The sequence below is a fragment of the Vibrio sp. 1CM7H genome, from assembly GCF_023161645.1.
Lineage (GTDB): Bacteria > Pseudomonadota > Gammaproteobacteria > Enterobacterales > Vibrionaceae > Vibrio > Vibrio diabolicus.
On the sequence record NZ_JALNTV010000018.1, the window covers coordinates 1 to 11,284 of the forward strand.

The window sequence follows — 11,284 nt, forward strand, 5'->3', positions numbered from 1 at the left end:
GGGGTGGCTAACGAGACTTGAACTCGCGACAACCGGAATCACAATCCGGGGCTCTACCAACTGAGCTATAGCCACCACTGATTTTTTACCGATGTATCCTCCGAGGCAATGGTACGCCCGAAAGGATTCGAACCTTCGACCTTTGGCTCCGGAGGCCAACGCTCTATCCAACTGAGCTACGGGCGCATGCCCTATCGGCGGAGTGGAATAATACGGATATCACACTATGCCGTCTAGTACTTTTTTTACTTTTTTTATCGTTTGGTCTCTTTTTCGACAGTTATCTTCCTTTAAACTGAATTTTTGATGTGATTCACGCCCTGTCATGGATAACTTGTTGTTTATTGCAACAAGTTATCGGGATATAATCACCCATTATTTACATTGATTTAACAGCTGCAACCAAGTTGTCTAATCATTCTATGCCATTCAGTGGAATTTAGTGATTTCTCTGCTCGGCATTAATACTCTAACTATATAAATAGGTAAGTCACTTACCTCGGGAATGTGAAGTGGGTTTAATGGATATGTCTCGACAAATGATTAGCGTTTTGTTCACTGCCTTAACGTTTTCTACGGCAGCTTTAGCTTCTGACATCAGCCAAACTGAATACGATGCGATCGCAGAACGCATCCAACCTGTCGGTGATGTTTATCTAGCGGGTTCTGAGCCAGTGAAAGAAGAACCAACCGGTCCACGTGATGGCGCCACAGTTTATGGTACTTTTTGTATTGCTTGTCACGCATCTGGTGTAAACGGCGCACCTAAAACGGGTAATGCCGATGACTGGGCACCGCGTATTGCACAAGGCAAAGAGACGTTAGTGAAGCACGCATTAGAAGGCTTCAATGCGATGCCTGCCAAAGGAACCTGTATGGACTGTTCTGACGATGAAATCATCGCAGCAATCGACCACATGATTGAAGGTCTATAAGTAAAGACATCAACGAAAAAGGCTTGCCAACTGGCAAGCCTTTTTGTTTTTAGTCAGTGAACACAAGGTTACTCTACTTCTTAAACATTGCTCGAATATTGGCAATGTGTGCCTGACCTTTCGCCATACGCTCTTCTGCTGATACTGGCTTTTTATTCACTTCCCATTCAACGTCATCAAATGGCAGCTCATCCAAAAAGCGGCTTTGAGTCGGTTTGATCAACTCGCCGAACTGTCGACGCTCTTTGCACATAGTGAAAGTCAGTTCACGCTGCGCACGGGTAATGCCAACATACATCAGACGACGCTCTTCTTCGACGTTGTCTTCATCAATACTGGTTTGGTGCGGTAAAATACCTTCTTCAGACCCAATTAAGTATACATATGGAAACTCAAGGCCTTTTGATGCGTGCAGCGTCATCAGTTGTACTGCATCGCTGTCTTCATCTTCTTCGCCACGTTCCATCATGTCACGCAAGGTCAAACGCTGAACGACTTCTTTTAACGTTTTCTCTTCTTGATCGTAGTTGTCACCTTCTAGGTCCGCCACTATCCAGGAGTAAAGATCAGAAACGTTCTTCATTCGCATTTCAGCGGCTTTCGGGCTTGCTGAAGTTTCGTATAGCCAATCTTCATAATGGATATCGCGAACTAGCGAGCGAACCGCTTCGACGGTATCACCACGCTCAGCTTGGTCAGCAATCGCCACTAACCATTGGGTGAAACGACGTAAGTTTTCCAGACCGCGTCCCGTTAAGTGCTGTTCGAGCCCCATTTCAAAACTCGACTCAAACAGGCTCTTCCCACGCATATTGGCATAACTGCCTAGCTTTTCTAACGTTACTGGGCCAATTTCACGTCGTGGTGTATTCACAATACGTAAGAATGCATTGTCGTCATCTGGATTAACCAAAACACGCAAATACGCCATGATGTCTTTAATTTCTGCTCGTGCAAAAAACGAGGTGCCACCAGAAATTTTATACGGCACACGGTTTTGCATTAGAGACTTTTCAATTAAGCGTGATTGGTGGTTACCACGGTACAAAATTGCGTAATCACGATAGTCGGTTCGATTCAAGAATTTGTGTGCTATCAACTCCCCCGTGACACGCTCAGCCTCGTGCTCTTCATTTTTAGCCAACAACACTTTGAGTTTTTCACCGTCAGGAATTTCTGAAAATAAGGACTTCTCATAGACGTGAGGGTTGTTGGCTATCAAAATGTTGGCCGCACGCAGGATTCGACTCGTAGAGCGGTAATTTTGCTCCAACTTAATCAATCGCAAATTCGGGTAATCTTCCCCCAGCAAGACTAGGTTCTGAGGCTTCGCACCACGCCATGAATAAATGGACTGGTCATCATCTCCTACGACCGTCAATCGCCCACGTTCACCGACGATTAATTTCACCAACTCATATTGGCTCGTGTTGGTATCTTGGTACTCATCGACCAATAGATAGCGGATACGGTTCTGCCAACGTTGACGAACGTCTTCATGATTGCGCAAGAGTAAGACGGGCATCAAAATTAGGTCATCAAAATCGAGCGCGTTATAGGCTTTCATTTGCTTTTGGTACATATCAAAGCAGAACGCAAACAATTGTTGCTGCTCACCTTGCGCACGCGCTTTGGCTTGCTCTGGCGTCAACATGTCGTTTTTCCAATTGGAAATACAACTCAGAAGCTGACGTAGCAGATCTTTATCACCATCAAGCTGCTTTTCGGTAAGTTCCTTGAGTAGCGCCAGTTGGTCTTGGTCATCAAACAGTGAAAAGCCCGCTTTCAATCCTAAATGCTTGTATTCGCGTTTGATGATGTTTAATCCCAAGGTGTGGAACGTTGATACCATCAAACCTTTAGACTCTGCTTTCCCCAACGTTTGGCCGACACGTTCTTTCATTTCACGCGCCGCTTTGTTGGTAAACGTCACCGCTGCAATATTACGCGCTTTGTAGCCACATTGCTGAACCAGATAAGCGATTTTATTGGTAATAACACGAGTTTTGCCCGAGCCAGCACCAGCTAGCACTAGGCATGGACCAGACACGTATTTCACGGCTTCATCTTGACTAGGGTTCAGCTTCATAGAAATTCTCTGCGGGTGATAAATGTGGCGCCTATGATAAAGGGGTGGCCTCGTGAAAGCTACGCTGATTTCTTGTAATTTTCATACCAACAAGCGCAACATTCTGTTGCATAAAAGGCGGGTATTTGAGCTATAATGAATGAACGTTCATTCACTAGTGGTAGGATTATGAAGGATAACCCTGCTGTAGATAAGCGAGAACAAATCTTAGTCGCTGCAGAGCAACTCATTGCTGAATCGGGCTTTCAAGGGCTTTCCATGCAAAAGCTCGCCAATGAAGCAGGTGTCGCAGCAGGAACGATTTATCGTTATTTCTCAGATAAAGAACATCTTTTGGAGGAGTTACGCCTTAACGTTGCAAAGCGCGTCGCTACGGCTGTGCAACTGGGCGTGAGTGAAGAGATGCCTTTAAAACAGCGATATCGAACCATGTGGCTCAATATTTGGAATCTAGCGAGCTCGAATTTAAATGCGCTCAGCAATCGAGTTCAATATGAGTCTCTACCCTGTTCAAATAGTAGCAAAGCTCGGGAACTTGAAAGACAAATGTTTGCCCAAGTAGATCTTCTTTTTAATCAGGGGAAAGAAGAGGGCGTATTCAAGCCTCTCGATAACGAAGTGCTTTCTGGATTGAGTTTTGAGGCAAGTGTTGCGCTTGCTAGGAAACACGCTTTGGGATTTTATCAACTGGATAAGGCGGCATTAGAAGCTGCTATTGAAGCCAGTTGGGATGCAATTATTAAACACTAACTTGGAGTTCTTAATAGAATGAAAAAGTGGACTTTCTTTATGTTACTTATCGCCGTTCTCTTGTTCGGCAGCGTGATAGGTTTCAATTTATTTAAGCAACAAAAGATTGCTGAATACATGGCAAACCGTCCTGAACCTGAGTTCCCAGTAACCGTGACGGAAGTACAAGCGGTTGATTGGGTACCAGTGATCGAGGCTATCGGTTTTATCGAACCAAACCAAGGTGTGACGGTCGCAAACGAAACCAGTGGTGTTATCGACAAAATCGCATTTGATTCCGGCACTCAAGTCAAAGCAGGTCAGCCATTAGTACTGCTTGACTCTGACGTTGAGAAAGCGAATTTAAAGAGCTCGCAAGCCAAGTTGCCAGCAGCTGAAGCGAAATACAAACGCTACCAAGGGCTATTTAAAAAAGGCTCTATTTCTAAAGAAGCGTATGACGAAGCAGAAGCGAACTACTTCTCCTTAAAAGCGGACATTGAAAGCTTGAAAGCGACCATCGACCGACGCGAGATCAAAGCGCCATTTGATGGTGTAGTAGGTATTCGTAACGTGTACCTAGGTCAGTACCTACAAGCGGGTACCGATATTGTTCGCCTGGAAGACACCAGCGTGATGCGCTTACGCTTTACCGTGCCGCAAACCGATATTTCACGTATCAATATCGACCAAGAAGTGGATATCTTCGTGGATGCCTACCCAGATCAGCCTTTCAAAGGTTCAATTTCTGCAATTGAGCCTGCGGTTAACGTACAAAGTGGTTTGATTCAGGTTCAAGCAGATATCCCTAACAGTGATGGCAAACTGCGTAGTGGTATGTTCGCACGTGCAAACATCATTCTGCCTAAATTAGAAAATCAGGTCACTCTGCCTCAAACTGCGATCACGTTTACGCTATACGGCGACAATGTTTACATCGTAACGGAAGAAGATGGCGAGAAACGCGTTAAGCAGCATGTGGTAAAAGTTGGCGAACGCTCTAAAGATATCGCACACATTCTAGAAGGCGTGAAGCCAGGTGATGTAGTGGTGACATCGGGTCAAGTCCGTTTAAGTAACCACGCAAAAGTAAGCATTGTTGAAAGCGATGCAACTACCCCACCTGCTGAAACACCAATGCTTTAAGTTGGAGGCATCATGCGCTTTACAGATGTTTTTATAAAACGTCCAGTTTTAGCGGTATCGATCAGTTTTTTGATTGCATTGCTTGGTTTGCAAGCCGTGTTCAAAATGCAAGTTCGTGAATACCCTGAAATGACGAATACAGTGGTCACCGTGACCACCAGTTACTACGGTGCAAGTGCCAACTTGATCCAGGGCTTTATTACTCAGCCCTTGGAGCAAGCGGTGGCGCAAGCCGATAATATTGATTATATGACCTCGCAATCGGTGTTAGGTAAATCAACCATTACCGTCAACATGAAGTTGAATACCGACCCGAACGCGGCATTGGCTGACATCTTAGCGAAAACCAACTCGGTACGTTCCCAGCTTCCAAAAGAAGCTGAAGACCCGACTGTAACGATGTCGACTGGTTCAACTACCGCGGTATTGTATATTGGTTTTACCAGTGACGAGTTGTCTTCCAGCCAGATCACCGACTACCTTGAGCGTGTAATCAACCCACAGCTATTCACTGTAAATGGTGTATCAAAAGTCGACCTTTACGGTGGTATGAAATACGCGCTGCGCGTATGGCTAGATCCAGCAAAAATGGGCGCATTAAAGCTGACTGCAACGGATGTGATGAGCGTTCTTAACGCCAACAACTACCAATCTGCGACGGGTCAAGCGACGGGTGAGTTCGTGCTTTATAACGGCAGCGCGGATACTCAGGTATCAAACGTTGCTGAGCTTGAAGCGTTGGTCGTAAAAACGGGTGAAGGGGACGTTATTCGCTTAGGTGATATCGCGAAGGTAACACTTGAGAAGAGTCACGACGTTTACCGTGCAAGTGCAAACGGCCAAGAAGCCGTGGTTGCTGCAATCAACGCCGCGCCAAGTGCCAACCCAATCAACATCGCTGCTGATGTGCTTGAATTATTACCTCAACTTGAGCGCAACTTACCAAGTAACATCAAAATGAACGTGATGTACGACTCTACCATTGCGATCAACGAGTCAATTCACGAAGTAGTGAAAACGATTCTTGAAGCGGCACTTATCGTACTTGTAGTGATCACACTGTTCCTAGGTTCGTTCCGTGCGGTCATCATTCCTATCGTCACTATTCCACTCTCTTTGATTGGTGTAGCGATGGTTATGCAGGCAATGGGCTTCTCTTGGAACTTGATGACACTACTGGCGATGGTACTTGCCATCGGTCTGGTGGTGGATGACGCGATCGTGGTACTAGAAAACGTGGACCGTCATATCAAAGAGGGCGAATCACCATTCCGTGCAGCAATCATTGGTACGCGTGAAATTGCAGTGCCAGTTATTGCAATGACATTAACGCTAGGTGCGGTATACGCACCAATCGCGTTGATGGGCGGTATTACAGGCTCGTTGTTCAAAGAGTTCGCTTTAACGCTAGCAGGTTCGGTATTTGTGTCCGGTATCATCGCTTTAACGCTATCACCTATGATGTGTTCAAAGATGCTGAAGGCGAACGAAAAACCGAGCAAGTTTGAGCAAAAAGTTCATCATATCCTTGATGGCATGACCAATCGCTATGAGAAAATGCTTACAGCAGTCATGGCTCACCGTCCTGTTGTAATTGCATTTGCGATAATTGTATTTGCGAGCTTACCGATTCTGTTTAAGTTTATTCCTAGTGAGCTGGCGCCGTCCGAAGATAAAGGTGTAGTTGTTCTGATGGGTACCGCACCATCAAACGCGAACTTGGACTACATCCAAAACACCATGGATGACGTGAATAAGATTCTCTCTGATCAGCCAGAAGTAGAATACGCTCAGGTATTTAACGGTGTGCCGAACTCAAACCAAGCGTTTGGTCTAGCAACATTGAAGCCATGGAGTGAACGAGAAGCAAGTCAATCTGAAATCACAAAACGTGTGGGAGGCCTAGTTTCAAGTGTCCCAGGTATGTCTGTCACTGCGTTCCAAATGCCAGAACTGCCTGGTGCGGGCTCAGGCCTACCTGTCCAGTTTGTAATTACGACACCAAATAGCTTCGAAAGCTTGTTTACTATCGCTAGCGATATCCTGACCGATGTTGCAAGTAGTCCAATGTTTGTCTACTCCGATCTAGACCTGAACTACGATTCAGCAACCATGAAGATTAAGATCGATAAAGACAAAGCGGGTGCCTACGGTGTGACTATGCAAGACATAGGTATCACTCTCAGCACCATGATGGCAGATGGCTATGTAAACCGTATCGACCTTAACGGCCGATCATATGAAGTGATTCCTCAAGTTGAACGTAAATGGCGTCTAAACCCAGAGTCGATGAAGAACTACTATGTGCGTTCTGTTGATGGTAAAGCCGTCCCACTAAGCAGCTTGATTACGATTGATGTGATAGCAGAGCCTCGCTCTTTGCCACACTTCAACCAGCTAAACTCCGCGACGGTAGGTGCGGTGCCATCGCCTAACGTTGCTATGGGTGATGCAATTAACTGGTTTGAAGACATCGCACAAACCAAACTGCCTGCAGGCTATAACCACGATTACATGGGCGAATCTCGTCAGTTTGTGACAGAAGGTAGTGCCTTGTATGCAACCTTTGGTCTTGCACTTGCGATCATCTTCCTCGTTCTGGCGATTCAATTTGAATCACTCCGCGACCCTATTGTCATCATGGTATCTGTACCGCTAGCAATATGTGGTGCCTTGATCGCGTTGGCGTGGGGTACGGCCTCAATGAACATCTACTCGCAGGTTGGTTTGATCACGCTGGTCGGCCTGATCACCAAGCACGGTATCTTGATCTGTGAAGTAGCCAAAGAAGAGCAGTTACATAATAAACTGTCTCGTATTGATGCGGTGATGGAGGCTGCGAAAGTGCGTCTTCGCCCTATCCTAATGACAACCGCAGCAATGATCGCAGGTCTGATCCCGCTGATGTACGCTACCGGTGCAGGTGCCGCGCAACGTTTCAGTATCGGTATCGTCATCGTTGCTGGCCTTGCAATCGGTACATTGTTCACACTATTCGTACTACCTGTGATTTACAGCTACTTAGCTGAAAAACACAAACCACTGCCAGTATTTGTTGAAGACAAAGACTTGGAGAAGTTAGCACGAGTTGATGAAGCGAAAGCAGCACACCGTGAATTAGCGGATAACAGATAAGCTTTTAAGGCATTCAAAAAGGTCACTTCGGTGACCTTTTTTATTGCCGCTCTCTTTTTTGCCATCTAAATGGCGACTTTCACGTATCATTTACTTAAAATGAGGGCAAATCAAAAGGAGTTTTAGCCACTATGTTTGACCCAAAGAAATTAGAGCAAATTGCTAAACAGATTCACGACTCAATGCCTCAACCTGTAAAAGAGTTGGGCTCTGATGTTGATCAGAAGGTTCGCCAAGTAATCCAAGGCCAACTGAATAAGCTAGATGTAGTAAGCCGCGAAGAGTTTGATGTTCAAACTCAAGTTTTACTGCGCACGCGTCAAAAACTGACAGAAATGGAACAGAAATTGGCGGAGCTTGAAGAGAAGCTTGCAGAAAAATAAGTGTTAAAACGCTCCTCACAAAGGAGCGTTTTTCTTATCGGCGCGCAGATAAATCGGCTAAAAACAAAAAGGCTTGGTCAACGGCGACCAAGCCTTTTGATTAGATGTTGTGTTTTATTTTGTATTTACCACTCCAGTCTGCCTGGAGTTCATTTAATATTTTCTCCGCTTTGCAGCAAAGAAAATTAGCCACCAACCGCGATGCGCTTCATATCTGTCATATAACCACGTAGTTCTTCACCGATGTATTCTACAGGGTGGTTGCGGATTGTTTCATTCACAGCGATAAGAGTCGCGTTATCCACTTGGTTAGACGTTTCACCTAGACCTTTACCAATGACGTCTGTACTAACAGAAGGCATGAATTTTTCACGCAGTAGCGGCGTTGCTACATTAGCAAATAGGTAGTTACCATATTCAGCCGTATCAGAGATAACCACGTTCATCTCGTATAAACGCTTACGTGCGATAGTGTTTGCGATAAGTGGCAGCTCGTGTAGAGACTCGTAGTAAGCAGACTCATCGATGATGCCAGAAGCGGTCATTGCTTCGAATGCTAGCTCAACACCCGCACGAACCATAGCAACCATCAGGATACCGTTATCGAAGTACTCTTGCTCAGAGATTTCTACGTCAGTTTCTGGGTAGTTTTCGAAAGCAGTTTCACCCGTTTCTGCACGCCAGCCTAGTAGGTTCGCATCGTCGTTTGCCCAGTCAGCCATCATCGTGCTAGAGAAGTGACCTGTGATGATGTCATCCATGTGCTTGTTGTATAGCGGACGCATCAGCTCTTTTAGCTCTTCAGAAAGTTCAAATGCTTTCACTTTTGCAGGGTTCGTTAGGCGATCCATCATGTGAGTGATACCACCAAACTTCAGTGCTTCCGTGATCGTTTCCCAGCCGTATTGAAGAAGCTTGCCTGCGTAGCCAGGTTCGATACCGTCAGCAATCATCTTCTCGTAACATACGATAGAACCAGCCTGCAACATGCCACAAAGGATAGTTTGCTCACCCATTAGGTCAGATTTCACCTCAGCAACAAAAGAAGACTCTAGACAGCCTGCACGGTGACCACCTGTTGCTGCAGCCCAAGCTTTCGCGATATCCCAACCTTCACCTTTTGGGTCGTTCTCTGGGTGAACAGCGATAAGAGTTGGAACACCGAAACCACGCTTGTACTCTTCACGAACTTCCGTGCCCGGGCACTTAGGTGCAACCATTACTACTGTTAGGTCTTTACGGATTTGCATGCCCTCTTCAACAACGTTGAAGCCGTGTGAGTAACCTAGCGCTGCGCCTTCTTTCATTAGCGGCATTACCGTCTCAACAACGTTTGTGTGCTGCTTATCAGGAGTAAGGTTTACTACTAAGTCAGCTTGTGGAATTAGCGTTTCGTAGCTACCTACCTCAAAACCGTTGTCTTTTGCGTTTTTGAATGACTGGCGTTGCTCATCAATCGCTGCTTGGCGAAGCGCATAAGCAACGTCTAGACCAGAGTCACGCATATTCAGACCTTGGTTAAGACCTTGAGCACCACAACCTACGATGACCACTTTCTTGCCTTTTAAGTAATCCGCTTCTGAAGCAAATTCGCTACGGTCCATAAAGCGACAACGACCTAATTGGTCCAACTGCTCGCGCAAGTTTAAGGTATTGAAATAATTAGCCATCTGGGTGCTCCTTTAAGATTCTTCCATTGAGGTCGGTAATTGCCTTACCGAATAACTTCATACTAAAACAGACATTAAATTGCTTAAAGTGATATATTCACAATTAGTTATTGCAATTTGTGCAACATGGAAATGAAGATTTAATGAATATCAAAAGCCTGCAACTTTTTATTCATCTGTGTGAGAGTAAAAGTTTCGCTAAGACCGCAGCAGCGATGCATGTGAGTCCTTCAGCCTTGAGCAGACAAGTACAAAAGCTAGAGGAAGAAACTGGCCAACAATTATTTTTGCGGGACAATCGCAGTGTTGATTTAACGAGCCAAGGCAAAAAACTGGTTCCTGTCGCCTTAAAAATTCTTGGCGAATGGCAGCAGTACCAAAGTCACCTAAAGGGAGCAGAGGACGAGTTGAAAGGAGAAATCCGTCTCTTTTGTTCGGTTACTGCAAGCTACAGCCACCTGCCAGAGTTAATCTCTGATTTTCGTCTGCAGCATCCTTTTATCGAATTTAAGCTATCAACCGGCGATCCAGCTCAAGCGATCGACAAAATTCTAGCAGGTGAAGCCGATATTGCCATCTCAGCCAAATCTGAGCAGATGCCAAGCAAAATCGCATTTGAAACGATCAGTGAAATACCGCTTTCTGTCATCGCTCCTGTCGGCGTGAGTTCATTTGCGGAGGAGCTACAAAAAGAAAGACCAAACTGGTCAGTCATTCCATTCATTCTCCCAGAAGCAGGGACAGCAAGAGATAGAGCCAATACTTGGCTCAAACAAATGAAAATAAAGCCGAATATCTACGCGCAAACGTCAGGGCATGAAGCCATCGTAAGTATGGTTGCACTAGGATGCGGTGTAGGTATCGCACCTGATGTCGTGATCAACAATAGCCCGGTGAGAGAGAAGATAAATCGCTTAAAAGTGTTGCCAATTAAGCCTTTTGAACTTGGTGTCTGCTGCAACAAAAATCAGTTAGAGAATCCATTAGTGAAGGCTTTTTGGAAAGTAGCGGAGAGTAAATACATTACACCTTAACGATAGATGTTTTGAGTTCTGAGTGCTTAGGTAATTTTCAAAACCCAGAAACGCAAAAAAGCCCACTCTTTCGAGTGGGCTTTTTCAAATTTAAAGCCTGGCGATGTCCTACTCTCACATGGGGAAGCCCCACACTACCATCGGCGCTATTTCGTTTCACTTC

8 protein-coding genes and 2 tRNA genes are annotated in these 11,284 nt (G+C 45.4%); 6 read left to right on the forward strand and 4 right to left on the reverse strand.

The window, feature by feature from the left end; translation table 11 throughout:
• Positions 1-2: 2 nt before the first annotated feature.
• Both MSG33_RS23290 and MSG33_RS23295 read right to left on the reverse strand, forming a co-directional pair.
• Positions 3-75, reverse strand: a tRNA-His gene (locus MSG33_RS23290).
• Between the two features lie 34 nt (positions 76-109).
• Positions 110-186 (reverse strand) — tRNA-Arg (locus MSG33_RS23295).
• Positions 187-521: 335 nt separating this feature from the next.
• Between MSG33_RS23295 and MSG33_RS23300 the strand changes: the two genes are divergently transcribed.
• Complete coding sequence (locus MSG33_RS23300) at positions 522-935, forward strand: cytochrome c5 family protein (RefSeq protein WP_248382300.1); 414 nt, start codon at positions 522-524, stop codon at positions 933-935.
• 73 nt (positions 936-1,008) lie between these two features.
• Here MSG33_RS23300 and rep read toward each other — a convergent pair whose 3' ends face one another.
• A complete protein-coding gene (gene rep, locus MSG33_RS23305) occupies positions 1,009-3,024 on the reverse strand; it encodes a DNA helicase Rep (protein WP_005398170.1) in 2,016 nt (671 codons plus the stop codon).
• A 168-nt stretch (positions 3,025-3,192) separates the two neighbouring features.
• Between rep and MSG33_RS23310 the strand changes: the two genes are divergently transcribed.
• From MSG33_RS23310 to MSG33_RS23325, 4 genes are all read left to right on the forward strand, one after another.
• Positions 3,193-3,774 carry a TetR/AcrR family transcriptional regulator gene (locus MSG33_RS23310; RefSeq protein ID WP_005398171.1) on the forward strand — a complete coding sequence of 194 codons (582 nt, stop codon included), beginning with the start codon at positions 3,193-3,195 and terminating at the stop codon, positions 3,772-3,774.
• Between the two features lie 18 nt (positions 3,775-3,792).
• Complete coding sequence (gene vmeC / locus MSG33_RS23315) at positions 3,793-4,899, forward strand: multidrug efflux RND transporter periplasmic adaptor subunit VmeC (protein WP_005398173.1); 1,107 nt, start codon at positions 3,793-3,795, stop codon at positions 4,897-4,899.
• 12 nt (positions 4,900-4,911) lie between these two features.
• Positions 4,912-8,034, forward strand: a complete 3,123-nt coding sequence (gene vmeD, locus MSG33_RS23320; RefSeq protein ID WP_104971107.1) for a multidrug efflux RND transporter permease subunit VmeD — start codon at positions 4,912-4,914, stop codon at positions 8,032-8,034.
• A 131-nt stretch (positions 8,035-8,165) separates the two neighbouring features.
• Positions 8,166-8,417: an accessory factor UbiK family protein gene (locus tag MSG33_RS23325; protein ID WP_005398178.1), complete on the forward strand. Its 252-nt coding sequence runs from the start codon at positions 8,166-8,168 to the stop codon at positions 8,415-8,417.
• A 185-nt stretch (positions 8,418-8,602) separates the two neighbouring features.
• On the opposite strand, the gene ilvC is transcribed toward MSG33_RS23325, so the two are convergent.
• Positions 8,603-10,087: a ketol-acid reductoisomerase gene (gene ilvC / locus MSG33_RS23330; protein ID WP_109168648.1), complete on the reverse strand. Its 1,485-nt coding sequence runs from the start codon at positions 10,085-10,087 to the stop codon at positions 8,603-8,605.
• A gap of 143 nt (positions 10,088-10,230) precedes the next feature.
• On the opposite strand from ilvC, the gene ilvY reads away from it, so the two are divergent.
• Positions 10,231-11,121, forward strand: coding sequence for an HTH-type transcriptional activator IlvY (ilvY, locus tag MSG33_RS23335; protein WP_248382303.1), 891 nt, complete (start codon positions 10,231-10,233; stop codon positions 11,119-11,121).
• Positions 11,122-11,284: the final 163 nt, after the last annotated feature.

Excerpts from the sequence above, each read along its gene's own strand:
- MSG33_RS23300 (WP_248382300.1), top strand. The coding sequence starts at position 522 with ATGGATATGTCTCGACAAATGATTAGCGTTTTGTTCACTGCCTTAACG.
- rep (WP_005398170.1), bottom strand. The coding sequence starts at position 3,024 with ATGAAGCTGAACCCTAGTCAAGATGAAGCCGTGAAATACGTGTCTGGT.
- MSG33_RS23310 (WP_005398171.1), top strand. The coding sequence starts at position 3,193 with ATGAAGGATAACCCTGCTGTAGATAAGCGAGAACAAATCTTAGTCGCT.
- vmeC (WP_005398173.1), top strand. The coding sequence starts at position 3,793 with ATGAAAAAGTGGACTTTCTTTATGTTACTTATCGCCGTTCTCTTGTTC.
- vmeD (WP_104971107.1), top strand. The coding sequence starts at position 4,912 with ATGCGCTTTACAGATGTTTTTATAAAACGTCCAGTTTTAGCGGTATCG.
- MSG33_RS23325 (WP_005398178.1), top strand. The coding sequence starts at position 8,166 with ATGTTTGACCCAAAGAAATTAGAGCAAATTGCTAAACAGATTCACGAC.
- ilvC (WP_109168648.1), bottom strand. The coding sequence starts at position 10,087 with ATGGCTAATTATTTCAATACCTTAAACTTGCGCGAGCAGTTGGACCAA.
- ilvY (WP_248382303.1), top strand. The coding sequence starts at position 10,231 with ATGAATATCAAAAGCCTGCAACTTTTTATTCATCTGTGTGAGAGTAAA.